Below are 26,159 nucleotides of genomic sequence, written 5' to 3' on the forward strand. Positions count from 1 at the left end.
TTTTTAATGTGATGTGGTGTGAAGGTTAAAAAGTCAAACTAAATCTTTTACGGGATCATTCTGTTTTTGCCCTGTCTTTTTCCAGGGTGCTTAACAGTTTATTGAGGTATTCTTCTTCTTTTAATACTTTATAATACGCTGTTTTGGCATATAGGGTGAATGAAGAATTTTCGATATTGATTTCTGTAGTCAGGTTTTCCGGAGAAACAGTACTTTCACCGTGGTATTCAACGATATTCAGGATGTATTCTTTTATATAGGTGTCGATTACATTTTTCAGAATGTCGCACTTTGCATTATTTTTTATCTTTTCCAATGATTTGATCAGAAAAGCGGTAACTCCGTAAGAATTGATAACACTCGGGAACAGAGATTCATTCTCTATCATATTGTTTTTATCATTCAGTCCGGAATGTATTAAAGTGTCATTTTCAAATATCATATTCGTAACGGTTATTAGTTATCGGGAACTTTTAAATATTTCTCAAAATAATGGAGGTCTTCTTTATCTTTGATCGAAAGATAAAACATGATCTGTTCCGGTTCTTTCAGTCCTATACTGCTGAAGCAGTCGAAATGTGCGATCAGGGCACGAATATTTTCAATCTCTATATCTTTCAGTATTACAAATAATAAAAAAATATTGTCATTTATTTCTTTGGCATAAATAGCCGCACCGTCTTCGAACCAGTTTCCTTTGTTGGGAACTTTTACGAAGTCTTTATGCTTCAGCGTTTTTACTATCTTTTGACAATCCATATATCTGATTAATTGTAGGTTACATAAAATTCTCTGTGAGAAGTTTTATGATATTACTTCAACATCAATTTCTCCGAACTGCTGTTATTTCAGTATTTGCAACTGAATTTCACAAATTATATGAATTGCGTACTGCAACTGCCTTTACAGAGCTCTTAGAATTGTGTTGAACTTAATATATCAAATATAAGCCTGAATAATTCACTTTCTTATGACTTGGATCATATTAAATCCCGTTAATAGACAATTTTCCTGTTTTCAATAGTAATATTCCCTTCCTTTTCCATCTTTTTCAAAACCCTGATGACGGTTTCTACACGCAGCCCTACCAGATTGGCAATCTGCTGTCTTGTAAGTTCTACCTGAAAGCAGCTTCCACAGCTGTCATCATGATAACTCTTAAGATATTCCAGAAGCCCTGTAAGTCTTGAAACGGGATTCAGGGATGCCATATTCTGAAGCATGATAGCCTTGAAATAAAGTCTTTGGGAAAGGCATGCATTCATTTCCAGAGAAAGTTTAAGATCCGTTTTTAATAATTTCAGAAACTGATCTTTCGGGACTCTTACAATTTCTGAAGGTAGGATACTTACGGCATTCATAGGATAAAATTTATCTAAAAAGATCATAGAATCCCCAAAGCTTTGCTTTTCCCCAAAAATGTTGTGTATAAATTCTTTCCCTTCGTTATCATAATTGTTGAGTTTTACTTTTCCTTTTATGATCTGGAAATAATAGAGAGCATGGTCTCCTTCCCTGTATATGATCTCCCCTTTTTTATATTGTTTGATCTCCCCTCCGTATGAATATAGCAGTTCGTCGTCTATATTCATGCAGCTTATTGTTTTCATAGTTATTTCCTTTAATATGTTCAATAAAAAATAGTGAATTTTATTATTGAAACTGCCTTTTTTATATAAAATTTTTGACTTTTAATGCGGTCAATTTATTTTCTATATATCTGCTGACTAATCCTTGCCAACACTCTTGTCTTTTAGCAAATTTAAGTGTGAAGCTGATTCTTTAGAGCACATGCAAATATTGAACCTTATTACTTAGTTTAATTGTTAAAAAAAGTTAAAATATTTATGAAAATATATTATAATCAAATTATATATTGATTCTTTGGCATGAAAACAATTCATAATTTAAGATATCAATAAATTGATTTTAAGGTACGAATTATTTCTCCTGTCAGATAACCGGAGGATAGTAAACCCGCTTTTCAGAAAACGGGTTTTAAATTGATGGAAGGATAAATTATTTTCTGGTAACCTTAGCCGTATCCGTTTTCTTAGCATTTACAGTATCTGCCGTATGCAGAGTATCGGAAGGCATTGGAGCCACAACGGTGTCGGAAGGCATGGTATCAATAACCACACTGTCTGTTCTTGTAGAAGTATCCACTTTTGTTTCTTTTTTGCAGCTTAACACGGTTAAGCCAAATAGCATTAGTAAGATGGTAAATTTCATAATAGTTGTATTTTGTAATGTATTTCAAATATAATCCAATTACAAGATGTTACTTTATGATCAAAGTCATAACGCTTTATTTTTGACTATTTCGCAAATTTTTTGGTTCCGGCAACGCACAGTATAACCCCAACGGTAACTCCCAGCATTCCCATACTTACCTGCTCATGAAGAAAACAGGCAGCAAGTCCCAGTCCGAAAAAGGGCTGCAGCAGCTGCAACTGTCCCACTGTAGCAATACCACCCTGCGCCAGACCTTTATACCAGAATATAAATCCAATAAACATACTGAAAAGAGAAATATAAGCCATCCCAAACCATCCCCGGAAACTTACAGTCTCAATATGATCAGGGGAGTAAATAAAAAATAACGGAATCATAACCGGTAAAGCCAACACCAGCGCCCAGGAAATAACCTGCCAGCCACCTAATGTTTTGGACAGCTTTGCACCCTCGGCATAACCCATGCCACATAATATAACCGCAAGCAGCATTAGGATATCACCAACCGGTGAAGCTGATATTCCTTGTGAAACGGCATATCCGATCACTAAAAGGCTCCCTATAATGGAGAAAAACCAAAATACAGGATGCGGTCTTTCCCCGCCACGTACAACTCCGAATATGGCTGTTGCCAGAGGAAGCATTCCTAAAAATACAATAGAATGCGCCGAAGTGAGGTGTTGAAGTGCCAATGCAGACAACAGCGGAAAACCGACTACACAACCGATTGAAACCAATAATAAAGGGAATATTTGTTTTTTTTCAGGACGTTTTTCTTTGTAAATCAGTAAAACGGAAAGTGCCAGTATCCCTGCAATAGCTGCACGTGCAATGGTTACAAAGACCGGACTCATTTCCATAACTGCCAGTTTAGTGGCAGGCATGGATCCGCTGAACAGCAATACGCCTATAAATCCGTTAATCCATCCGCTTAAACTTGCATCTTTAGATATTTTAGCAGTCATCATTTCTATTATTTTTTAATCATTCAAAATTAAAAAGCAAAAACGGATAAACACAGTCCCAGTTTTGTATATTTGTATGAGTACAGTTATAAAGAATGAATAAAGAGTTTATATATACGGAAATCGCTGACGGAATTGCGTCCCAGATCAGGAATGGAGTACTGAAGCCGGGTGACAGGCTTCCATCTGTAAGAATGATGTGCCGGGAGCATCAGGTAAGCATGAATACGGCAAAGCGTGTCTTCCTTGAGCTGGAGTCACAGTCGTTAATTGAATCCAAACCGCAGTCAGGTTATTTTGTCAGCAGCCTGATGTCTGTAAAGCTTCCTCTTCCTGAAGTAAGCCGTCCGTCCCTGATTGCTAATAATGATGAACAGGACGAACTCATCAGCCGTGTGTACGAAAATATGGGTAAAAAGGGATTAACTTTTTTCTCTATCGGGGTTCCTTCAGGAGATCTTCTTCCACAGGCCAAATTAAAAAAAGAAATCATCAACGCAACCCGTGAATTAAAGGACGGCGGAACGGAATATGAAGAACTTCAGGGAAATTTAAAACTGCGGAGAATGATCGCTGTACGGTCGCTGCAATGGGGTGGAAACCTGAGTGAAGATGACCTGGTTACCACAAACGGTGGTATGAATGCCTTGTCTTTCTGTCTCATGGCCTTAGGGAAACCGGGTGATACAATAGCCATCGAAAGTCCCTGCTATCCGGGAATTCTGCAGCTGGCCAACGGTTTGGGTTTAAATGTACTTGAACTTCCCACCCACCCGACCACGGGAATAGAGATTGAAGCTTTAAAAAAAGTAATTCCCAAGATTGATCTGTGCCTGTTAATTCCCAATTTCAATTCACCGTTGGGAAGCTGTATGCCGGATGAGAATAAAAAAGAAACCGTAAGAATTCTTTCTGAAAACAATATTCCTCTGATAGAAGATGATGTATACGGGGATCTTTATTTTGGATCCAGCCGTCCGAAATGCTGTAAATCTTTTGACAAAGACGGAAATGTTCTGTACTGCAGCTCTATTTCAAAGACTCTGGCTCCGGGATACCGGGTAGGATGGATTGCACCGGGAAGGTATAAGGATAAAATCATGAAGCTTAAACTGCTCCATTCCACATCGTCTATTTCCATTGTGAACGAAGCTGTGGCTAATTTCCTCAAATCCGGAAAGTATGAAAAGCATCTCCAGCAAATGCGAAAGGCACTCCAGAACAATTATCAGAATTATGTGCAGACTATCGCAGATTATTTCCCTGAAGGTACAAAAACAAGCCGCCCGCAGGGAGGTCTTTCCCTCTGGGTGGAATTTGATCAGCATATCCGTACCACAGAACTGTATGACATGGCCATCAAGCAGAACATCAGTATAGCTCCCGGCAGAATGTTCACCCTTCAGGATCAGTTTGAAAACTGCATGCGTTTATGCATTGGCCTTCCCTGGACGGAAGAAACCAGATTATGCCTGCAGAAAGTGGGAAATCTTGCGAAAAAGATCTGATATTATTTATCCGGAACAAAATTTTTCCTTGCAAGCTCTTTTCTTACCCTGCTCAGGCTTTCCGGCGTGATTCCGAGATAGGAAGCAATCATCCACTGCGGAACTCTCAAAAGAAGGTCCGGATACATTTTAATGAACTTCATGTATCGTTCTTCCGCAGTTTCACCCAGTAAGGAATTGATCCTGTTCTGAAGGCTCCTGATGTGCTTTTGCAGAAGGAAATCGCTTCTTTCAATACTGTTTGGGAACTGTTCTACGAGTTTGTTGAAGAAATCGGGATGAAGAAAAAGAACTTCCGTATCTTCTACCGCTTCTATATAGTAAATTGATTTTTCGTTGAAGTAAAGACTGCTCCGGTCAGAGATCAGCCAGCTTTCAGGAGCGAACTGTATAATGTGCTCTTTCCCGTTCTTGTCGATGGAATACATTTTCAGCAGCCCTTTTTCTACAAAGAATATATGCCTGCAGACTTCACCGTACTGTAAAAGAAACTGATTTTTAGGTATTTTCTTTACTTCATAGTGTAAACTGCACATGTTCACTTTTTCGATAGGAACATTTAATACTTTGGCTAAATAGGTGTTGATATTCTTCATTATGTGATCTGGCTTACGGATATATCTTCGTGCGATGCACTGTTAATGATTTTTCCATCTTCAATTACGATCAGCTGTGGGCTTTCATGCCTGATTCCCAAATCCTGAGAAATTTTATTTGAAATGGACCTGTATTCCAGCAAATCTAAGTAATATAAATCCAGTTTTTGATCTAAATTATCTATTTCTTTTTCAAAATTTTTCAATACCGTTTTGCTGATGAAGCATCGTGTAGAATGCTTGAAAATAGCAACTTTATGGTGATAGGAAGTTTCAATCGCTTTGGCCAGATCTTCCTCGGATTCTATTTTTTTCCAGAAAGATTTGCGCTCAGGGGTGTTTTCTTTTCCTCCGAATATTTTATCAAAAAAACTCATACTTTAAATTGTTTTAAATGGTGATCCAGATGCTTATACTCTAAAAATCCCCAGTCTTTTTTAGTCATTGTTCCAAATAGTCTGTGATGGTCCGGAAGCTCTTTATTTTCAGATGCCGTCCGGAAATCCTTCAATGTATTCAGCAGATTGGTTTTTGATCCATCAAAATCACATTCAAAATTAACGATTAGTTTTTGAAAAGTAGGCATATTCCTCGGAATTCCGTTGTTAAAGATCTGCATTTCCACTTTGGTTACCGCACCTATTGTTCTAAAAAGGATATTAATGCCCGGAAGGTGCACTTTCTTTAAAGGTACCTGAAGAACAAGATCACAGTGCCTTAGCATCTGGGAAGCACTCATTTTCCCCCATCTTCTGTCAGATTTTTCGGTAAGCAGGGATATCCTGTGGATAATTTCGTCAAAATAAACCGGATTATGCAGGCTCTTCCTTACCACCCTTTTTCTTTCTTCAGGTTTTCAATGTGGGCGAAATGGTGGTTGCAATGCCAGACATACAGGGCAAGATAACTTCTCAGGTCATAATTTTGGTTGTGTTCAGGATGATGGAAGGTTCTCTCGAACTGCTTATTGGTAAGAGTTTTCAGCAGGGCGGCCCATCTCTGGTGGGTTCCTTTTATCATTCTCATTGCGGGTTTTACCGGCATACTTACGCTGTCCTGAAGTTCTGCCCATTTGGCTTCATCATAAGGTCTTATGGTGGGGTTATCCTCCGTTAAGGCCAGTTTAAGACGGATAAAACTGTTGATATGGCTGTCAGCAATATGATTAACAAGCTGCCGCACAGTCCATCCTCCCTCTCTGTAAGGAGTGTCCAGCTGATCATCAGAGAGGTTTTCTATTAAGTTTTTAAGCTTTTCAGGAAAGTTTTTGATGACTTTGATATATTCATCAAGTTTGATATCGCAGATGTTCTCGGGCTGCTGGTACTCACCTATCGGAAACCTCTTCTGTTCTAAGTCGCTCATTCTATTAATTTTAAATTGTAATGTGACAGTTTTTGTCCGGTTATTTGTTTTTGGACGTTTCTTTTAATATCAGTGTTTGTAAATTTATCAAAAATTCAATAATTTAAAATGAAGAAAGCGTTAATTGTAATTATCTCCACGTACAAAGCTGGAATCATATTAAAAATTCAGGGTAAAAAAGCCCCAATTATTGAGGCAGAAGCTGGAAAGGCAGGCTGGAACCCTTGATAAGAGTATTCTTCTATACTTTTCCCGGATAATATTTATTAGAGAAGTCTCCATAACTTTTCTTCTTCCGCTTTTCAGGCTTTCTGAAATTGTACTTACAGACTAATACCCATGCAGATCAATATCTTCTGTTCTTTGTAAAGTCACTTTTCTGCCCATTTTCTTTTGAATTACTCTGAAATGCTGCAATTCGTCGTCCGTCAGAATATTAATGGCAGTCCCTTTTTCGTTGGCACGGCCTGTCCGGCCGATACGGTGAATGTAGTCTGCAGGTGAACGCGGCAGTTCGTAATTGATAACACACGGTAAAGATTCAATATGAATACCACGCCCAATCAAATCTGTAGCGACCAGGATCTGAGCCCCATTTACTTTGAATTCCTCCAAATTATTTCTACGGGCACCTTGTGATTTCTGACTGTGAATGGCTACTGCTTTAATTTTATTCTTTTTAAGCTTTTCCACTAAATTATCCGCAGACCTTGTAGATGAAACAAAGATTAAAGCTTTTTCAACCTTCTTTTCTTTAATTAAATAACGCAAAAAAGGACCTTTATTTTCCGGGGAAACGTGATAGGCCAGCTGCTCGATATTATCTATTTCAACTTCTTCTTTTTTAATTTCTATCACCACAGGATTAATGGATAAACGTTCTTTCATTTCAGAAACTTTATCATTTAAAGTTGCCGAAAACAAGGTCGTCTGTTTCACTACAGGCATTAGAGCAAAGAGCTTATCCATTTCTTCACCAAAGCCTAACTGAAACATTTTATCCGCTTCATCAATCACCAAATGCTGAATGCCTGAAATGCTCAATGCATTATGATCAATTAAATCCAGTAAACGGCCGGGTGTTGCGATAAGAACTTCCACCCCGAACATTCCTTTCATCTGCGGATTGATAGAAACCCCGCCATAAACAGCCATTGTACGAATCTCACGCTTCAGATTTTCTGTGAAAGCTCTGAAAACTTCATCAATCTGAATTGCCAGCTCACGCGTAGGAACCAATATTAAAACCTGAACATTACGGTCTTTTTTAACTTCCGAATTCTGTAGTTTCTCTAAAATAGGCATTACAAAACAAGCCGTTTTCCCGGAGCCTGTCTGTGCAATCCCCATCAGATCTTTTCCCTGAAGAATAACCGGAACAGCCTGCTCCTGGATAGGAAAAGGTTTCAGATAACCCAATTTGTTGACAGAACGAATAATATTGTGTGATAATCCTAAAGACTCAAATGACATAAAATACTTATTTAATGCAAAGATAAGCTATTGTGGATGGTTTACCCGCCGGTACTGTTCTCTTTTTTTCATTGAAACGATTTTTATTCTGAAAATCTTTTTAAACTTATATCTTATATAGCTGGCCAATCGCCAAGGCGCAAATGATATTAAAAAAGATGTTTTAAGGTGCAAAGATTTATATGCGATAAAATTTCTAACTCTTTATTATAGAGCTTTTGCTGAAAATCTTTGATTTTCCTGAGCCTGAAAACATCCCATACAGTTAAAAAAAAATTGCGTCTTTGCGATTTCCAATAAAGAAGGTTAAACAAATTCTGATTTTCAGTTTTTTATATAAACTATCCGGTATATTCCTTAAAATTTATATTGCCGATTTGTCCGATAATTCAGTTTTGGAAAGTTTTTTGAGTACTTTTATCCAAAATTCGAGAAATCTAAATATGAAAAAAGCGTTAATAATAGTAGATGTGCAGAATGATTTCTGTGAAGGTGGCGCATTAGCAGTTCCGGAAGCCAATGAGGTTATTCCCTACATCAATCTTCTGATGGAAGAAAATGAATATGACCAGATCGTTCTTACCCAGGACTGGCATCCTGCCGACCATAAAAGTTTTGCGAGCAATAATAACAGAAAAGTAGGTGAAAGCATTATCCTGAACGGTGTACCGCAGTTTATGTGGCCGGATCATTGTGTCCAGGGAACTTTCGGGGCAGAATTTCATAAGGACCTGAACAGGGATAAGGTGACCCACATCATTCAAAAAGGGAAAAATACAGAAATCGACAGCTACAGCGGCTTTCAGGATAATAACCACTTTATGAAGACCGGACTGGACGATTTTTTGAAGTATCATGAGATCCAGCTGCTTGAAGTTGTTGGTCTTGCATTGGATTACTGTGTAAAATTCACATGTACGGATGCCGTGGCCAACGGATATATCACATGTCTGCATTTCAACGGGACCAAAGCAGTAAATGTAAAACCGGACAATGGCAAAGATGCTATTTATGAGATGCTCCAGAAAGGAATTACAGTTCTTGGATAGGTTGTAAATTATAAATGATGAGTGATCATTTTTAGAAATCCCATATCGTTAAAGTTAAAAAAAGGCGCAGAAATAAAATTTCTGCGCCTTTTTAATCGTATAATTTCCTTAAGGTTTAAAGCTTAGCTTTCATAATGATTCAGAATCATTACTCACTTGCTATTAAAGCATTTTAAGATTATTAACTTCCAGTTCTGTAAGGATTCTCCAGTGTCCACGTTTGATATTCTTTTTCGTAAGACCTGCAAACATCACTCTGTCCAAAGCTTCCACTTCATATCCAAGTCTCTGGAAAATTCTTCTGATCACACGGTTCCATCCGGTATGAATTTCAATACCTATTTCATTTTTCGGTTTTCCTTCAATGAACGAAATCTGGTCTACAATAGCTACTCCTTCATCAAGGCGGATACCTTCTACGATCAGCTTCATGTCTTCATTGGTCAGTTTCTTATCCAGGGTTACATGGTAGATCTTTTTGGCATCAAAAGAAGGATGTGTCAGTTTTTTCGTCATATGCCCGTCGTTCGTTAAAAGAATAACTCCGGTGGTAGAACGGTCCAGTCTTCCTACAGGGAACAGGCGGTATGGCGATGCATTCGCTACCAGATCCATTACGGTTTTTCTGGCTTTGTCATCCTTAGTGGTAGAAATATATCCTTTCGGCTTATTTAAAAGCACATAAACCGGTTTTTCCGGCGTAATGCTCTGTCCGTCAAAAACAACTTTATCGGTTTTCTGAACCTGATACCCCATTTCACTTACCACTTGTCCGTTCACCTCTACCAGCCCCTGCGTGATCAGTTCGTCAGCTTCTCTTCTGCTGCAGATCCCGGAATTGGCGATATACTTGTTCAGACGGATGGTATCTTTATGAACATCTTTTTCAATCTTGTTTAACCTTCTTTTCTGTACAAAAGATCTTGCCTTGTCATCATTTTTATCATCTCCGCTGGATGGCCTTCTTCCGTATTTCAGGCTGCCTCTTTCATACTTGTCTCTGGTATCAAAACTTTTTCCGCCTCTTTTCGGAGCCGGTTTGCCGAAAGTCTTCCTTTCATTTCCTTCACTTGAATTGGTGATGTAAGCTCTGCTCTCGGTTTTTGATCCGGAATCTTCATCTCTGCCGGCAGTATTTTCTCCACTTCTTTTGAAAGGTTTCGGTTCAAACTTTGAATTATCCCCTTTTTTGTCAAAATTTCTGTCACCGGGCTTCGGAGAAGATTTTTTAAAAGGTTTTGATCCTGAAGAATTTCCAGGTCTAGAAGCACGAGAATCATCAGAACTTTTTCTTGTTGAAATTCTTGGTCTTTTTGGTCTTTCTGAATTATTGTTATCTCTGCTCATTCTAAAAATTTCTGCAAAGATAGTAATTTAGTTACGAGTTAAAAATTAAGAATCATAACTTTGCAGAATAGTTTTATTTTAATCTTAAAGAAACTCTGGTAATGATAACAATATTAAACGATGATTTTTCTCAATTAAACAGCTTCCTTCACGAAAAATCTTTCAGTAAGATCTTTATTTTAGTTGATGAAAACACCCATGAATATTGTCTTCCTGTCCTTTTAGGCAACATGGAAACAGATTTAGGCTTTGAAATTTTAGAGATTGAAGCCGGTGAGGAAATGAAAAACATCCAGACTGCCAACCAGCTTTGGGAAATCCTTACTGAAATGCAGGCAGACAGAAAAGCACTTGTTATCAATCTTGGAGGCGGTGTCATCACGGATATGGGAGGTTTTGTGGCATCTACCTATAAAAGAGGAGTTCAGTTCATCAATATCCCTACTACCCTTTTATCCATGTGTGATGCTTCTATCGGAGGGAAAACCGGGATAGATCTTATGCATTACAAAAATATGGTGGGAACTTTTGCGTTCCCTGAACAGATCTTTATTTATCCTAAGTTCCTGGAAACCCTTCCATTCAAAGAATTGAGAAGCGGTTTTGCCGAAATGCTGAAACACGGCCTTATTGCTGACAAAGCTCATTGGGAGAGTCTTATTCAGATTTATACGCTTGATACGGATGCGGTAGTTCCTCATATCCAGACTTCAATGGATATCAAGCAGGAGGTAGTGGAAAAGGATTTTCATGAAAAGAACATCAGAAAGACCCTTAATTTCGGGCATACAATAGGGCATTCCGTAGAAAGTCTTTGTCTCAGCCAGGGAAATCCTATTCTTCACGGTGAAGCAGTTGCTATGGGAATGATCTGTGAAGCCCATCTGGCCTATCTTGAAGATCTTATCCCGCATGAGGATGCAGCCGGCATTATTGAAAATATTCAGAGATACTACCCTTACCTTGATATAAGTGATTTTACGGACGAAAGTATTACTGCACTTCTATTGAATGATAAAAAGAATACGGACAGCAAAATTAATTTCTCCCTGCTTTCAGGGATAGGCTCGTGTACTTATGACCACCAGTGCAGCCAGGAAAACATTTTGAAATCTTTGGATTTTTACAGAAAACTGAATAATGCGTAATCTGTCTGCATAAATCATTTCATACTTTTATAATGACAATAATTTAGATTTTATCTAAACAAACGTTTGATGTAATTTTTAAACAACTATAAATCAACTAGTTAATTTAAATACAGCTTATATTCGGGGTGTATTTTTTACTGATTTTTGTCATGTTTTCTGTTTTTGGCAAGCAATTTGGAAGATACTCTGCGTCAAACTCAGTAGTAAGGTTTGGCAGTAGTAAAATTTAAAATTAGAAATAGTAAATATTAAAAAATTAAAGTTATGAAAAAGTTAATTTTAGGATTAGCAGTAACTGCAAGTTCACTGGCTTTCGCTCAACAGACTACTCCAACAACATCTTCTAACCCGGTAACATTTGGTGTAAAAGGTGGAATGAACGTATCTTCTCTTTCTAAAGATGAAACTTTAGATGATCAAAAATCTAAGATAGGATTCAATGCGGGTGTATTTGCTAACATTCCAGTAGCAGAGTCATTCAGTGTTCAGCCTGAGGTATTGTACTCTCAGTATGGTTCTAAAGCAGACTATACTGTATTGGGAAATAAGTATTCTTCTTCAACTAAATTAGATTATATCGCAGTACCGGTAATGTTCCAGTACAACTTTATCCCTAATCTTTATGTAGAAGCAGGTCCGGAATTTGGTTTCATGGTAAGTGCAAAAAATAAGATTAAAAATGAAACTAACGGGAACTCCTCTACTTCAGACAACTACAAAGATGATTTAAAAACATTCAACTTTGGTATCGGTCTTGGTGCAGGATATTACTTCACTGACAACTTTGGAATTACGGCAAGATATGTTGCTGGTCTTACAGACGTTGCGAAAGACAGACCTAACGGATCTGATGCAACAAGAAACAACACATTCCAGGTAGGATTAGCTTATAAATTCAAATAGTAAGCTTCAACATTCAGAAAAAACAAATTTTATATTCAATAAGAAGCCGGATTATTTATTTAATCCGGTTTTTTTATGACGCTATCGCAATTTGATGTTTTGTCAATTCTATACAGCCTATTTATTCAAACTTATTTCATTAGAAAAAAAATCAGGCTTCGATGCATTATGTCTTATTTTCCCTATTGAATATGATTCTTATCAGTTTATTCTCTTTGGCGGGAATTTTGATGCACTGTGGAGACAAGTTTAAACTTAAAAACCATGAAAAAACTAATTTTAGGATTAGCATTTGCAGGAAGCCTTTTGGTTCATGCACAAGAAAAAACTAAATCTTCTTCTCCTGTTACTTTCGGAGTAAAAGCAGGACTCAACGCTTCTACTCTTTCCCAATATGATGGATATGACGGGTATGATAACGATCAGAAAATGAAAGCCGGTTTTAATGCAGGGGTATTCGTTAATATTCCGGTAGCAGAGAAATTCAGTATCCAGCCGGAACTTCTTTTTAACCAGTTAGGTTCGAAATCTGAAGAAAAATATGAGTTTTTCATTAACTCCGATGTATTAAGACAGAAGTTCGATTATAAAACAACCCTTAACTACCTTTCGCTGCCTGTAATGGTACAATATAACATTCTTCCTCAGCTTTATGTAGAAGCGGGTCCGGAATTCGGAATTTTACTGAGCGGTAAAACAAAAGGAGATGCCACTATGACTAATATTTCCGGAAACACCAGCACACAGAGCTTTTCAAACAACATTTCAAAAGATATTCTTAATAAATTCAATTTTGGAATCGGTATAGGAGCCGGGTATTACTTTACTCAAAATCTTGCTGCAACGGCAAGGTTCACAGCAGGTATTACAGACGTTTACAAGCACAACACCGGAGATGCTATCAGAAACAATGCAGTTCAGATTGGTTTAGCTTACAAATTCAAGTAGATATATATTATTTTCAAATTAATGCCGGGCTCTTTTAGGAGTCCGGCATTTTTATTTTCACTGAATCATCATTTTTAAATGGAAGATATGTTTATTTTTAGGATGAAAGAAGTTTATTTTTCATAAAACGTCTCAATAATCCTGTTCATTTTTTATACTATTTCTTCAATTTTAACTCTATGTTGAATTGTCATTCATAAAATCAATTTAGTTTAAAATCATTGCTTCAAATCAGATTTTCATCATATAGTTTTCATAAAAACAGTTAAAAAAATAAAGTCTGAAATAGTGAAACATCCTCTGTAAGTTCCTTGATATAAGGGTTTTGGAAGTTTGGCAAGCGTTTTGCAAAATAAATCAAGTCTGGTTGAAAAATCAGATGAGAAGTAAATAGTAAAATTAAAAATAAAATTATGAAGAAGTTATTTCTAGGGTTGGCAGTTACTGCCAGCATGATGATGTTTGCTCAGGAAACACAAAAAACACAAGAAACAAAAGCAGTAAATCCAGACCCGATCAAAAAAGAAAAACAGCCTATAAGATTCGGTATTAAGGCAGGAGGAAACTCTTCTTATTTCAGTGAACAGAAATTAAGCCTTGATAACCAGAAAATAGGATTCCATGCCGGGGTTTTAGTTAATATTCCACTTTCTCAGAAATTCAGCTTACAGCCGGAGGTTTTATATAACCAGTTAGGGGCAAAAAGCGTGCTCTCATCTACGGATGTAACCGTTGGTGAAACGAACATTAAAACAAAAAGCGACTATAAAACTACCATGAACTATATTTCAGTTCCTTTAATGGTACAGATGAGACCTACGGAGAGGTTTTATGTGGAAGCAGGACCTGAATTCAGTTATTTCATTAACGGGAAAAATTCCGGAAACAGCTCTATTTCTACCACGACAGGAGGTATTACAACCACTCAGTCCGTATCTAATTCTGAAGACATCAATAAAGATGATGTTAATAAGTTTAATTTAGGTCTTGGTTTAGGTCTTGGGTATGATATTACTCAAAACCTTGGGATCAACGCAAGATACATCAACAGTCTTACGGATATGAGAAACCAAAAGCCTGAGGGAACTGAGCCACTGAACCACAGAGCGTTTCAGCTAGGTTTGAATTATAAATTCTAACACAGACAATCAATTATTTAACCTATAGTAAAGGCCGGATTTAACAAGTTAAATCCGGCCTTTCGTTTTTTATTGATGTGGAATTAATTGAATAATTCTATCTCCTCTCCTTTTTCTACCGGGTATTTTTCCGTAAAGCAGCCAAAGCAGTGGTTTGAAGATCCTAAAATTTCTTTCAGGTTATCTGTGCTTAAGAACTCTAATGAATCTACCCCCAGATAATCTCTAAGCTCTTCGGTCGTCATATTGGCAGAAATCAAATCATCTTTTGAAGGTGTATCGATTCCCAAATAACAAGGCGCAATAATTGGAGGAGAGACACTTCTGAAGTGAATTTCCTTAACGCCTGCATCCTTTAAAATTTTAACCAATCTTTTAGACGTAGTTCCACGAACGATTGAATCATCAATGATTACTACTCTTTTGTCTTTGATCTCTGAGATGATCGGGTTTAGTTTAAGGTTCACGACTCTTTCTCTCATCTCCTGGGTAGGTACGATGAAGCTTCTTCCGATGTACCTGTTTTTAATCAGAACCGGACGGAAAGGTATTCCGGAAGCTTTTGAGAAGCCTATGGCAGCAGGAACTCCCGAATCAGGAACTCCAATTACAATATCAGCTTCTACAGGTGCCTGATGCCAGATCTTTTCACCGGATTTCTCTCTGATCTCATATACATTGATGTTTTCTAAGGTAGAGTCAGGTCTTGCAAAATAAATATATTCAAATGAACATATTCTCTGTTTTCCTTTTGCTTCATTCACCATATAAGACTGAAGTTTTCCAGGCTCATTTTCGTTGGTATAAATGATCTCCCCCGGAAGAATATCACGCACATACTGTGCTCCTACAGCATCCAGCGCAACAGATTCAGAAGCTACCACATAGGTTTTTTCGTCAACAGCTCCTAAGACCAATGGACGGATCCCGTTGAAATCCCTGAAAGCAAAGAATTTATTTCTCGTCATTCCCACTACGGAATATGCGCCTTCAATTTTCTCCATGGTCGCTTTGATGGCTCCACGAAGTCCCAGGTCAAGATTTTTCTGGATCAATCTTAAAATAACCTCAGAATCAGAAGTAGCTCTGAACACTACGCCTTCAGCCTCCAATTCATTTTTTAATTCTCTCGCATTGGTAAGGTTACCGTTATGCGCTATAGAAAGAATAATCTGGTCGTATTCGTTTTTCGCGAAGAACGGCTGGAAATTATATTTCTTTTTGTCTCCTGCAGTGGTATAACGGGTATGCCCGATTGCAGAATTTCCCATAAAAGCTTCAGGTTCCTGAATTTCTTTATAAACGTCCAAAACCAGTCCTTCATCCTTCATGTTCGTGATCTTTCCGTCTTTTAAAACGGAAATACCGCAGGCTTCCTGTCCTCTGTGCTGAAGGGCAAAAAGTCCGAACTGTGAAAGAGAAAATGTGTCCAGGTCATTATCAGAATACAACCCGAAGATCCCGCACTCCTCATTGGGAGCATCCAGTCTTTCCTCTTCCTGTGTTCTGAAAAGATTCCTCCCGTAGGTCTGGTCTTTAAACTGTTTTAAATATTCACTTTTATGAATGTCTAAACTTTTCATTTCTATTTTTTCTAAATTAGAAGTTAGATATTAGATGTTAGAAATTAGTCTAAGTTAACTTCAATTATAATTTTAAACTTGTCTTCAATGAATAAATCATTTTCTGTATCTCAGTTAAAAGTTCTTTTAAAGGGATTATTTTAGCTTCGGAAATAAAATTTAAATCTATTAATAATTGTAACTGAGTTTGTAATTCATAAGTTGAGCCAAACGCAATTCCAAGAAATTGATAAAATTCATTCTTATTATTTCTTCCCGCTCCTTCTGCAATATTTGAAGGTATTGAAACAGCACATCGTCTAATTTGAGACAGTAAACCAAATTTTTCTTCATTTGGCAATTCTGCAGTAATTAAATAAACTTCTTTTACTAAAGCCATTGATTTACTCCAAACTTTAAGATCTTCTATCCGGTGCGATTTCATACTAACCTCTAATATCTAACTTCTAACTTCTAAAATTTACTTACCAAGTAAATTTTTCAATCTGTTGTAGATCTCAACGTAAGCTTCAGTTACTTCTCCAAGATCTCTTCTGAATCTGTCTTTATCCAGTTTCTTCATAGTATCCTTGTCCCAAAGTCTGCAAGTATCAGGAGAAATTTCGTCTGCCAGGATGATCTCACCATCTGCTGTTTTTCCTAATTCAATTTTAAAATCAACCAGGATAATGTTCATTTTATCAAAAAGATCGATCAGGATTTCGTTGATATCGGAAGTAAGCTCATACATTTCATCAAGCTCCTCATACGTTGCTGCACCTAAGAAAACGGCATGGTGATCGTTGATAAGCGGATCTCCCAATTCATCTTTTTTGTAGCAGATATCGAAGATGGTAACAGGAGATTTAATTCCTTCTTCCACTCCCAGTCTTTGAGCCATGCTTCCTGCAGAATAGTTTCTTACAACCATTTCCAATGGAATGATGGATACTTTTTTTACCAGCTGCTCTCTCTCGTTCAATTGTTTTATGAAATGAGTTTTAACCCCTTTTTCATTTAAGTATTCAAAAATAAGAGTGGTGATAGCGTTGTTCATTTCGCCTTTCAAATCAACAGATCCTCTTTTCTGAGCATTAAATGCTGTAGCGTCGTCTTTAAAACGTACCACTACTTCATTAGGATTATCGGTAGCAAATACCTGTTTTGCTTTACCTTCGTACAACATTTCTTTCTTTTCCATTTCTAAATTCGTATTAGTTAGATTTATTTTATATTACTTAGTTAAAATTCCTGTTAAAACAGCCATTCCGAAACTCAGGAGCGTACCGATCAGTACATATTCCGTGAGTTTTCTCTGTTTGGCCTGTGCCAGATCGCTGAATCTGAAAACCGATTTGGCAGCGACCATGAAACCTACTCCTTCCCAATGATTCACCATGATAAAGGTGAAAACCAGAAGACGTTCTAAAATCCCGATATATTTTCCTGCACTCGACAGAGATTCGGTCTGCAGACTGCTTTGTGTTTCCGGAACGGGAGTCCATGAAGACAATAATATCTTAATAAAGATTGAAGCCGGCGTTGTCAGGAACAATGCAGCCATCAATATTTTTAAAACTTCTTGATTTTGCAGAAAACCGAAACTGAATTCTTTGAAATAGAATGAGATTCCGGCAATCACAAGAATATGCAGCATCTGGTCAATGAAAAACCATCTTTTTTTATTTTTTACAGTCTGAAAAATCAGTTTTGAGGCATCAATAATGAAGTGTGTACTCCCTATAACTAACGAAACCCACCACAGATCTGTATTCCAGAGAAAAACAAAGCTTAAAACAGTGTGGATCAGAACATGAAGGTACAAATACGGGCTTTTCAGCTTACGGCGTTCCTTATCTGCAACCCAAGAATCTGGCTGAAGAATAAAATCTCCGAATAGATGTGCCAATATGAGTTTAGTAAAGATCATGCTTACAGTTCTGAGATTTTCTTTCTAAAATATTGATTAGTTTCTACGATAAGATCGTAGTTGGCGCGTTTCAGTCTCTGGCTTACCGAGGACTGTGAAATAGCAAATCTTCTGGCCAGATCTTCCTGTGTGATATCCTGGTTCATGATCATTTCATGAATGATCTCTGCCGTGGCTACCGTCCAGCTGTCGAAATCTTTTGAAGACCATTTCAAAAGGATGTTTAAATCCCTGTCTACGGCTTCGTTTGAGGTTTTTATAGAAACGGTGTGGCCGTCACTTTTAAGATCATTCAGCAGTCTTCCGGAATGCACATAAGCTGTTCCGTTGGATTCGGTGATCTTTTCAGAGGAAAAATTCTCTTCCCCAATGCCTATGGCAATTCTTACATCTAAATTTTCCTGACTTCTTATGAGGGACTTAATGGCTAGAAAACGCCAGAATACTTCATCAATACTACATTTGAACTGAAACTCATCTCCCCTGTAGATTTCCCATGCGAGCGGTGAACTTCCCCAGTTTTCCAGGAGATTCTTGAGTCTGGTGATCCAAACTTCCGTGTCTGCATGCTGTGAATTTATAATATCACCGGTTATGACCGCTATCATTATGCAAATATAAGCATAATTACTTATATATAAAAAATATAGGCAGAAACACTTATAGATATTGATTATTAGTGAATCTGCTTATATCAATGATACTTTGTAAATAAGCTTTACAGGTAGATTTTAAAAATTAAAGTATCTCCTCAATTGCTTAAAGTGATTGCGAGCGAAGAGATTGTCAATTGTATAAATCAAGAGATTGGTTCGCTTCGCTCGCAATGACATTCAATATTATTTTTTGATAAACTGGTAGGCTTTATCATCAAGCTTCAGGAAATATGAGCCGGCAGGGAGATTCTGTACTGAAATATTTTTCTTATTTCTGAACGGATTTTTTTCAGTATGGACCACTTTTCCTGAAAGATCCAGCACCTGAGCTGTTTTAATATCCTGAGCATCTCCACTTACGTAAAGATTATCATAAGCAGGATTCGGATATATTTTAAATTCTTTGTTGGAAGTGATCAGATCAGCTGTAGATAATGTTCCAAGATTCTGACAGTAATCAGCAGAGTAAGAATCCCACTCACTCATAGTGAAAGTAGCTGCCGGCTGGCTTACCGTAGCTTTTCTGTAAAGAGAAACATCCCCGTATGAATTACTTACCGACTTACTTCCTATAACATCAACCGTTGTGGATTTATAGGACAATTCTACATATTGGGTTCCTGCAAAAGTCAGAGCATCACCTGCTGTAAGAAACCTTGCATCATCATTGGTGTAACATGATAATGCGGATTTAGGGTTCAGAATGACGAAATTTTCATTATTGGGTATTTTTCCTTCCAGTTCAAAACTGTTACCAAAATAATAAGTGCCACTCGTACTATTATAATATTGCACTCTTATGCTGTAATTGTTTAAATCTACTTCATGACCTGTTTTGTTTACAATTTCCAGAGCTTTGTTATTGCCTGTCCCTTCAATATATTTAGTGATAAAAAGATCCCTGGAATTGGTGTCAGCAGCTGATGTGGACACCGTAATTATATTACTGTCAGGAGATTGCAGGTAGCTTTGATCATACGCTTTTACGGTAAACGAATAAGAGGTGGAAGGTGTCAGGTGATCAATAGCTATTGATGTAGATTTTGTGGTGGTTAAGAAAACACCATTCTTGTAAATATTATATCCTATAACATCTGAACTCGTGCTTGGCGACCATGCTAAATGAGTGTAGTAAGCTCCCGACTGAGTGGAATTTAGATTGAAAGGAGCCTGTGGCGCAACAGCATCAGAAGTCTGCACCCAGATACCATTCACCCATTGAGGGTTATCAATAAAGGGATTCCTGTTTTTCTGGATAGCATAGATGGCATTATTCCGGTCTGTTTCCCTTTGAGATACAGGATCCTGAAGATTCCACTGGAGAAGCATCGAAATATAAGCAGGGTCAAATGCCCTTTCTGCGGTTCCGTCAAAAGGAGAACGGTCTATCGCAGGATTAATATTGGTTGAATAATTAAATGAAGGCAGTTTATCTTCATATCTTACCGCAAAATAGAGCAGCATCCTCGCAATATCTCCTTTGAATTCATCCACAGGCTCATAAACCCTATTCGTATAAACATAATTGGGAATAGCACTGTTGGCAATTTTAGATGAGTTTGTAAATGTATAATGAACCGTGGAATTCCCAACGCCATAAGGGTAATTATTTCTAAGCTGATTGATTCTTGCATCCGTAGGAATCACAAAATGTAAATCAGAATACATTGGATAATCACTGTTAAAAGTACTCTGCGGAACAGCATGCTCCCTGTTGAATCCTAAGCCTTCAGCTCCTGAAGTACTTATTAAGTTTGCCGATGTATACTCATAAGAATCAGCTCCGGCAGGAATTTCAGAATAAAGATCAAGCAAGATGGTCGTATTACCAGGCCCGTGATCATAATATTTATCTAAATCTGTCTGATTATAGAAATTGGGTAAATCTCCATAATGCCAGTTGATATTCTTTTCAGAAATAATATCGTGCAGTCTGGATTTCAGTGCATAGCCTGTAAGTCCTGCTGTTCCGTCATAATATCCTGCCGGAGCCTGGGCAGAGATCAATGACGATATTATAATAATAGGTAGTAGAATTTTTTTCATTCGTTAAAAATTGGGAGGCTAAAATAGTAAATTAAAACACCTAAAGTTCTGAAATTTTTATTAAGAAATCATTAATTATTAAAATATAAAAAATTGATTATTAAAATATTGCGTATATGATACTATGAGCTAAATAATTATTTTCGGCTTTCCGTCAATTTAATTATCTTTGGGAACTAACTATTTTATCTATATGAATACAGAGACTATTGACAACATTAAAATGATAGCGGAAACAGCAAGAGAATTTGCTGATAAAAATATCAGACCGAATATTATGGAATGGGACGAGAGCCAGACGTTTCCAAAAGACTTATTTCACCAGCTGGGAGAAATGGGATTTATGGGGATTGTGGTTCCTGAGCAGTACGGAGGTTCCGGTTTAGGTTATCATGAGTATGTTACTATTCTGGATGAGATCTCTCAGGTAGACCCGTCTATTGGTCTTTCTGTGGCTGCGCACAATTCACTTTGTACCAATCATATTTATGAGTTTGGAAATGAAGAGCAGAGAAACAAGTGGCTTCCGCAGCTTGCTTCAGGAAAAGTGATCGGAGCATGGGGACTTACAGAACACAATACAGGTTCTGATTCAGGAGGTATGTCTACTACTGCTGTAAAAGATGGGGATGACTGGATCATCAATGGAGCCAAAAACTTTATCACTCACGCTATTTCGGGAGATATTGCCGTAGTTATGACCAGAACAGGTGAGATAGGAGCTAAAAATAATTCTACCGCTTTTGTTTTAGAAAAAGGGATGCCGGGCTTCACTTCTGGAAAGAAGGAAAATAAGCTTGGAATGCGTGCTTCTGAAACGGCTGAGCTTATCTTTGACAGCGTTCGTGTACCGGATTCGCACCGTTTGGGAGAAGTTGGGGAAGGATTCAAACAGGCTATGAAAATTCTGGACGGTGGAAGAATTTCTATCGCAGCTTTAAGTTTAGGAACAGCAAGAGGAGCTTATAAAGCTGCTTTAAAATATGCTAAGGAAAGACACCAGTTTGGAAAAGCAATCGCTGAATTCCAGGCCATCAACTTTATGCTGGCTGATATGGCCACTGAAATTGATGCTGCTGAACTTCTGATCCAGAGAGCTTCAACATTGAAAAATGCCAAGCAAAAAATGACTAAAGAAGGTGCAATGGCAAAATTGTATGCTTCTGAAGCATGTGTAAGAATTTCTAACAATGCAGTTCAGATTTTCGGAGGGTACGGATATACAAAAGACTTCCCTGCTGAGAAATTCTACAGAGATTCTAAATTATGTACCATCGGTGAAGGAACTTCAGAAATCCAGAGAATGGTGATCGGAAGAGACATTACCAAATAATTTTATAAAACACACAAATGATTAAACAAGCTCTTTTAGGTGAGTTCCTGTATGAAGCGGAAAATACCAGAAAAATTTTAAAAGCAATCCCGGACAGCGCCTTAGATTGGAAACCGTCTGAGAAAAACTGGACGACAACGCAACTGGCTTCCCACATTGCAGAAGTTTATAACTGGTATGACTCTACCTTCAACCTGGATGTTTTTGATATGGGAACTTACCATTATGATAAAGGCGACATTTCTAAAGCGGAGAATATTGTAGCAAAATTTGAAGAAAATGTAGCCAAAGCTCAAAAAGTTTTAGAAAATTCTGATGAGAGCACCTATTTTAATGAGTGGAAAATGGAAATGAACGGAAACGTTGTTTTCCCTCCTGCCCAGAAAATACAGATTATCAGAGGATTTTTGTACAATCACCTGTATCATCACAGAGGTGAGCTTGTGGTTTATTTAAGATCAACAGGAAATAAAGTCCCCGGACTTTACGGCCCTACTGCTGATGATAAAATGTAATTGAGAATTATTCTATCAATAAATGAATAGCATACGTGTTTTACGTATGCTATTTTCTTTTTTTGAGACATTGATTTTTCAACTATACGCAATGTATCGCATAATAGTTTAAATAAATACTCTAAATTTTTCTTAAATAATTTTGTTTTTCATAATATATTTTTCATTAGCTTTGATACCCCACAATCAAAAAGATTAATATGAAAAAACAATTATCCATGATTGGGATGCTACTTATTACGGGCATTTCTTTCGCGCAGACTGACCGTCTATGGAGTGAAGGTTCAAAAAAAGCACCTTCAGACATTTTTGAAAACAAAACCCAAATCACTAATCCCAAGATCTACAGCTTAGATTTTGCAGGACTGAAAAATGCTCTTGCCAGAGCTCCGAAAAGACTGGCTCCGGGAGAAAAATCAGAAATTATCATTTCTTTCCCTAATTCCGAGGGTAAGATGGAAAACTTTAAAGTAAGGGAAAATTCAAATTTTGATCCTCAGCTTGCTGCAAAATATCCGGATATCAAATCTTATGTAGGCGAAGGCCTCGGCGATTCCAATTCAACAGTCTATTTCAGTATTTCCCCGCTTGGTCTTTCCTCTATGGAAATTTACGGTGACAAATCTGCAGTTTTTATCGAGCCATATACCAAAGATCTTTCTTGTTACGTAGTTTACAGAAAGTCAGATAAAAAAGATGATCTCAATAAATTTGAATGTACGGTTATTGATGTAGCACAAAAAGGAGTATCCAATACCAATATCGCTGCAAGACCCAATGCAGATGATGCCAAACTGAGAACGTTCAGATTAGCACTGTCATCCACCGGCGAATACACGGCATATTTTGGAGGGACAAAAGCCAACGCACTGGCTGCCATGAACAATACCATGACCCGTGTAAACGGTGTTTTTGAAAAAGATTTTGCAGCAAGAATGGTATTGATAGCCAATAATGATGCTGTAATCTATACCAATGCCTCCACAGATCCATATTCTGCTGCTTCAGGAATGAGCAGCTGGAATTCCCAGCTTCAGAGTACACTGACCTCTGTAATCGGAGAAGCCAATTATGATATCGGGCACTTGTTCGGAGCTTCCGGAGGTGGTGGAAATGCGGGTTGTATCGGCTGTGTCTGTACAAACGGTTCAAAAGGAAGCGGCTATACTTCACCGGCAGATGCTATTCCTTCAGGAGATAATTTTGATATCGATTATGTAGCCCACGAAATGGGACATCAATTCGGAGGAAATCATACGTTCTCTATGAATAATGAAGGAACCGGAGTTAATATGGAACCGGGTTCAGGATCAACAATCATGGGATATGCAGGAATTACAAGCCAGGATATCCAGCCGCATTCCGATTCATTTTTCCATGCGGTAAGCATCCAGCAGATCACAAATAATATTAAAACCAAAACCTGTCCGGTAAGCACTTCTACAGGGAATGCCATTCCTACAGCCAATGCCGGCCTGGATTATACGATTCCAAAAGGAACACCGTTCATGCTTACAGGAACGGGAACAGATGCCAACGGAGATTCGCTGACTTATATTTGGGAACAGATGGATAATGCATCCTCATCCCAAACCGGAGCCAGTTCCGCAGCAAGTGCTACCAAAACAGCAGGACCTACTTTCAGATCATGGACGCCTACCACTTCTCCAACGAGATATTTTCCAAGAATGGCATCTGTCTTAACGGGAGCCACTAGTACGGCGGGTTCGGAGATCACGGTGGAAGCACTGTCTAATGTAGCAAGATCTTTAAACTTCAGATTTACGGTGCGGGATAACAGGGCCGGAGGTTCTGGAAACAATTCGGATGATGCACTGATCACTGTAAACGGAACAGCAGGACCTTTCAGTGTTTCATCGCAGAATTCAGCCACTACTTATTCAGGAGGAAGTTCACAGACAGTGACATGGAATGTCGCAGGAACAACCGCAAATGGTGTGAATGCTTCGAACGTAGATATTTTATGGTCAACAGACAGCGGAAATACATGGACTACCCTTCTTGCCGGAACTCCTAATGATGGAACCCAGGCGGTAACCATTCCCAATTCATCTACGACAACGGGAAGAATCATGGTAAAAGGATCCAACCATATTTTCTTTGATGTAAATAACGCCAATATCACTGTAAATGCAGGTTCAGGGGGAACAGATACGGTAGCTCCTACAGCTCCTACCCTTGCAGCTTCCGGAACTACATCTACCACGACTAATCTTTCCTGGAGCGGAGCTACTGATAATGTGGCGGTTACAGGTTACGATGTTTATCAGGGTGCTTCATTGATCGGTTCTACAGCATCAACAACGTATACGGTGACAAGCTTAACGCCTGCAACAACTTACAGCTTTACTGTTAAATCTAAAGATGCAGCAGGAAATGTATCTCCTTCAAGCAATTCAGTAAGCGTTACAACACTTTCCGGCGGTACCGTGTCTTACTGCTCATCTTCTGCAAGCAACACGGCAGATGAAAGAATAGGAAATGTGAAATTCGGAACCATTAACAATACTTCAACAGGAACTGCCGGGTATGAAAATTTCACTTCGGTTTCAACGAATGTAACCAGAGGAAGCGCTTATACGATCTCAGTAACTCCAACATGGACATCAACGGTTTACAGCGAGGCTTATGCAGTGTATATCGATTATAACGGTGACGGTGATTTTACAGACAGCGGAGAATTGGCATGGTCCAAAGCAGGTTCTACGACGACTCCTGCAACAGGAAGCATTACTATCCCTGCCACTGCCACAGTGGGCTCTACAAGAATGAGAGTAATGATGAAGTACAGCTCTGCACCTACTTCTTCATGTGAAGCCTATACTTACGGACAGGTTGAGGACTATACCCTGAATATCGTTTCTTCAGGAAGAGGAGATCTTACTGACACCAAAGATCTGATCACTGATATCAGGCTGTATCCAAATCCTGTAAAAGATATTCTGCATATTTCAAATACAGCATCGGAAGACTACAGAATCTTTGATATGGGTGGAAAACTGATCAATTCAGGAAAACTGGAAAGAGGCAGTGTGAATGTAAGCGGACTTATTAAAGGTGCTTATATGATCCAAATTGGAGAAGCCGCCAAGAGATTTATTAAAAATTAATAACCATTTAGTCAACTTTGAAGACTGCTCCATTTCGGGCAGTCTTTTTTATTGCTAATTTATCCATTATTTATCGTACTATTTTTATTTATCAAAAATTCACCACTAATTGAATTTTTTAATTTAAATTTATCGTTCAAAATTATTTTTTCCCTGTACCGTTTATCAATCAGTATTTGAGACAGCTTCTGCAATTGATTTGACTGATTCTGATACAAATGATTCTCTTTAATTCAATTCTTAAGAGTCTCAACTTTTGTACTGTCAAAGTCATAAGTAAAAAGACCGGACATTCTATCTCACACCA

26 protein-coding genes are annotated in these 26,159 nt (G+C 37.9%); 9 read left to right on the plus strand and 17 right to left on the minus strand.

Going from position 1 to position 26,159, the window contains the following annotated elements; genetic code table 11:
- Positions 1-55: 55 nt before the first annotated feature.
- The 5 genes from IX38_RS13755 to IX38_RS13775 form a co-directional block, all read right to left on the minus strand.
- Entirely contained in the window at positions 56-442 is a 387-nt protein-coding gene (locus tag IX38_RS13755) for a hypothetical protein (protein WP_034705941.1), read from the minus strand.
- 14 nt (positions 443-456) lie between these two features.
- On the minus strand, positions 457-759 hold the full coding sequence (locus IX38_RS13760; protein ID WP_034705942.1) for a hypothetical protein: 303 nt from the start codon (positions 757-759) through the stop codon (positions 457-459).
- A gap of 236 nt (positions 760-995) precedes the next feature.
- Positions 996-1,610, minus strand: a complete 615-nt coding sequence (locus tag IX38_RS13765) for a Crp/Fnr family transcriptional regulator (RefSeq protein ID WP_228377965.1) — start codon at positions 1,608-1,610, stop codon at positions 996-998.
- A gap of 409 nt (positions 1,611-2,019) precedes the next feature.
- A complete protein-coding gene (locus tag IX38_RS13770; protein ID WP_034705944.1) occupies positions 2,020-2,232 on the minus strand; it encodes a hypothetical protein in 213 nt (70 codons plus the stop codon).
- Between the two features lie 86 nt (positions 2,233-2,318).
- The gene (locus IX38_RS13775; RefSeq protein ID WP_051884744.1) at positions 2,319-3,203 is read right to left on the minus strand and encodes a DMT family transporter; all 885 of its coding nucleotides are present in this window, start codon (positions 3,201-3,203) and stop codon (positions 2,319-2,321) included.
- Between the two features lie 92 nt (positions 3,204-3,295).
- Here IX38_RS13775 and IX38_RS13780 point away from each other — a divergent pair, with 92 nt between their 5' ends.
- The gene (locus IX38_RS13780; RefSeq protein WP_034705945.1) at positions 3,296-4,708 is read left to right on the plus strand and encodes an aminotransferase-like domain-containing protein; all 1,413 of its coding nucleotides are present in this window, start codon (positions 3,296-3,298) and stop codon (positions 4,706-4,708) included.
- Between the two features lie 2 nt (positions 4,709-4,710).
- On the opposite strand, the gene IX38_RS13785 is transcribed toward IX38_RS13780, so the two are convergent.
- The 5 genes from IX38_RS13785 to IX38_RS13805 form a co-directional block, all read right to left on the minus strand.
- A complete protein-coding gene (locus IX38_RS13785; protein WP_034705947.1) occupies positions 4,711-5,304 on the minus strand; it encodes a Crp/Fnr family transcriptional regulator in 594 nt (197 codons plus the stop codon).
- Positions 5,304-5,681 (minus strand): bacillithiol system redox-active protein YtxJ, encoded by a 378-nt coding sequence (ytxJ, locus tag IX38_RS13790; protein ID WP_034705949.1) that lies wholly within the window; start codon positions 5,679-5,681, stop codon positions 5,304-5,306. The genes IX38_RS13785 and ytxJ overlap by 1 nt, the downstream gene beginning before the upstream one ends.
- On the minus strand, positions 5,678-6,139 hold the full coding sequence (locus tag IX38_RS13795) for a DUF1569 domain-containing protein (protein ID WP_228377966.1): 462 nt from the start codon (positions 6,137-6,139) through the stop codon (positions 5,678-5,680). The genes ytxJ and IX38_RS13795 overlap by 4 nt, the downstream gene beginning before the upstream one ends.
- On the minus strand, positions 6,133-6,669 hold the full coding sequence (locus tag IX38_RS13800) for a YfiT family bacillithiol transferase (protein ID WP_034705951.1): 537 nt from the start codon (positions 6,667-6,669) through the stop codon (positions 6,133-6,135). The genes IX38_RS13795 and IX38_RS13800 overlap by 7 nt, the downstream gene beginning before the upstream one ends.
- Before the next feature lie 330 nt (positions 6,670-6,999).
- Complete coding sequence (locus tag IX38_RS13805) at positions 7,000-8,142, minus strand: DEAD/DEAH box helicase (protein WP_034705952.1); 1,143 nt, start codon at positions 8,140-8,142, stop codon at positions 7,000-7,002.
- A gap of 443 nt (positions 8,143-8,585) precedes the next feature.
- Here IX38_RS13805 and pncA point away from each other — a divergent pair, with 443 nt between their 5' ends.
- Positions 8,586-9,191 carry a bifunctional nicotinamidase/pyrazinamidase gene (gene pncA / locus IX38_RS13810; RefSeq protein WP_034705954.1) on the plus strand — a complete coding sequence of 202 codons (606 nt, stop codon included), beginning with the start codon at positions 8,586-8,588 and terminating at the stop codon, positions 9,189-9,191.
- Between the two features lie 162 nt (positions 9,192-9,353).
- Here pncA and IX38_RS13815 read toward each other — a convergent pair whose 3' ends face one another.
- Positions 9,354-10,538: a pseudouridine synthase gene (locus tag IX38_RS13815; protein ID WP_228377967.1), complete on the minus strand. Its 1,185-nt coding sequence runs from the start codon at positions 10,536-10,538 to the stop codon at positions 9,354-9,356.
- A 101-nt stretch (positions 10,539-10,639) separates the two neighbouring features.
- Between IX38_RS13815 and aroB the strand changes: the two genes are divergently transcribed.
- The 4 genes from aroB (at position 10,640) to IX38_RS13835 (ending at position 14,679) form a co-directional block, all read left to right on the plus strand.
- Positions 10,640-11,686 (plus strand): 3-dehydroquinate synthase, encoded by a 1,047-nt coding sequence (aroB, locus tag IX38_RS13820; RefSeq protein ID WP_034705955.1) that lies wholly within the window; start codon positions 10,640-10,642, stop codon positions 11,684-11,686.
- Positions 11,687-11,953: 267 nt separating this feature from the next.
- Positions 11,954-12,592, plus strand: coding sequence for a porin family protein (locus tag IX38_RS13825; RefSeq protein ID WP_034705956.1), 639 nt, complete (start codon positions 11,954-11,956; stop codon positions 12,590-12,592).
- 264 nt (positions 12,593-12,856) lie between these two features.
- Positions 12,857-13,540 carry a porin family protein gene (locus IX38_RS13830; protein ID WP_034705957.1) on the plus strand — a complete coding sequence of 228 codons (684 nt, stop codon included), beginning with the start codon at positions 12,857-12,859 and terminating at the stop codon, positions 13,538-13,540.
- 413 nt (positions 13,541-13,953) lie between these two features.
- On the plus strand, positions 13,954-14,679 hold the full coding sequence (locus IX38_RS13835) for a porin family protein (RefSeq protein ID WP_051884748.1): 726 nt from the start codon (positions 13,954-13,956) through the stop codon (positions 14,677-14,679).
- 83 nt (positions 14,680-14,762) lie between these two features.
- On the opposite strand, the gene purF is transcribed toward IX38_RS13835, so the two are convergent.
- The 6 genes from purF to IX38_RS13865 form a co-directional block, all read right to left on the minus strand.
- Positions 14,763-16,262: an amidophosphoribosyltransferase gene (gene purF / locus IX38_RS13840; protein ID WP_034705958.1), complete on the minus strand. Its 1,500-nt coding sequence runs from the start codon at positions 16,260-16,262 to the stop codon at positions 14,763-14,765.
- 64 nt (positions 16,263-16,326) lie between these two features.
- Complete coding sequence (locus IX38_RS13845; RefSeq protein WP_034705959.1) at positions 16,327-16,686, minus strand: four helix bundle protein; 360 nt, start codon at positions 16,684-16,686, stop codon at positions 16,327-16,329.
- A 36-nt stretch (positions 16,687-16,722) separates the two neighbouring features.
- Positions 16,723-17,442: a phosphoribosylaminoimidazolesuccinocarboxamide synthase gene (gene purC, locus IX38_RS13850; RefSeq protein WP_034705960.1), complete on the minus strand. Its 720-nt coding sequence runs from the start codon at positions 17,440-17,442 to the stop codon at positions 16,723-16,725.
- Between the two features lie 33 nt (positions 17,443-17,475).
- The gene (locus IX38_RS13855; protein WP_034705961.1) at positions 17,476-18,171 is read right to left on the minus strand and encodes a DUF3307 domain-containing protein; all 696 of its coding nucleotides are present in this window, start codon (positions 18,169-18,171) and stop codon (positions 17,476-17,478) included.
- 2 nt (positions 18,172-18,173) lie between these two features.
- On the minus strand, positions 18,174-18,779 hold the full coding sequence (locus tag IX38_RS13860; protein ID WP_034705962.1) for a SatD family protein: 606 nt from the start codon (positions 18,777-18,779) through the stop codon (positions 18,174-18,176).
- A gap of 231 nt (positions 18,780-19,010) precedes the next feature.
- Positions 19,011-20,873, minus strand: coding sequence for an endonuclease (locus IX38_RS13865; protein ID WP_034705963.1), 1,863 nt, complete (start codon positions 20,871-20,873; stop codon positions 19,011-19,013).
- 193 nt (positions 20,874-21,066) lie between these two features.
- Between IX38_RS13865 and IX38_RS13870 the strand changes: the two genes are divergently transcribed.
- The 3 genes from IX38_RS13870 to IX38_RS13880 all read left to right on the plus strand — a co-directional run bounded on the left by IX38_RS13870 (position 21,067) and on the right by IX38_RS13880 (position 25,852).
- Entirely contained in the window at positions 21,067-22,206 is a 1,140-nt protein-coding gene (locus IX38_RS13870) for an acyl-CoA dehydrogenase family protein (protein ID WP_034705964.1), read from the plus strand.
- Positions 22,207-22,223: 17 nt separating this feature from the next.
- The gene (locus IX38_RS13875; RefSeq protein WP_034705965.1) at positions 22,224-22,721 is read left to right on the plus strand and encodes a DinB family protein; all 498 of its coding nucleotides are present in this window, start codon (positions 22,224-22,226) and stop codon (positions 22,719-22,721) included.
- Between the two features lie 200 nt (positions 22,722-22,921).
- Positions 22,922-25,852: a reprolysin-like metallopeptidase gene (locus IX38_RS13880; RefSeq protein WP_034705966.1), complete on the plus strand. Its 2,931-nt coding sequence runs from the start codon at positions 22,922-22,924 to the stop codon at positions 25,850-25,852.
- Positions 25,853-26,159 lie beyond the last annotated feature (307 nt).

The sequence above is a fragment of the Chryseobacterium luteum genome (assembly GCF_000737785.1).
In the GTDB taxonomy this organism is placed as follows: Bacteria; Bacteroidota; Bacteroidia; order Flavobacteriales; family Weeksellaceae; genus Chryseobacterium; species Chryseobacterium luteum.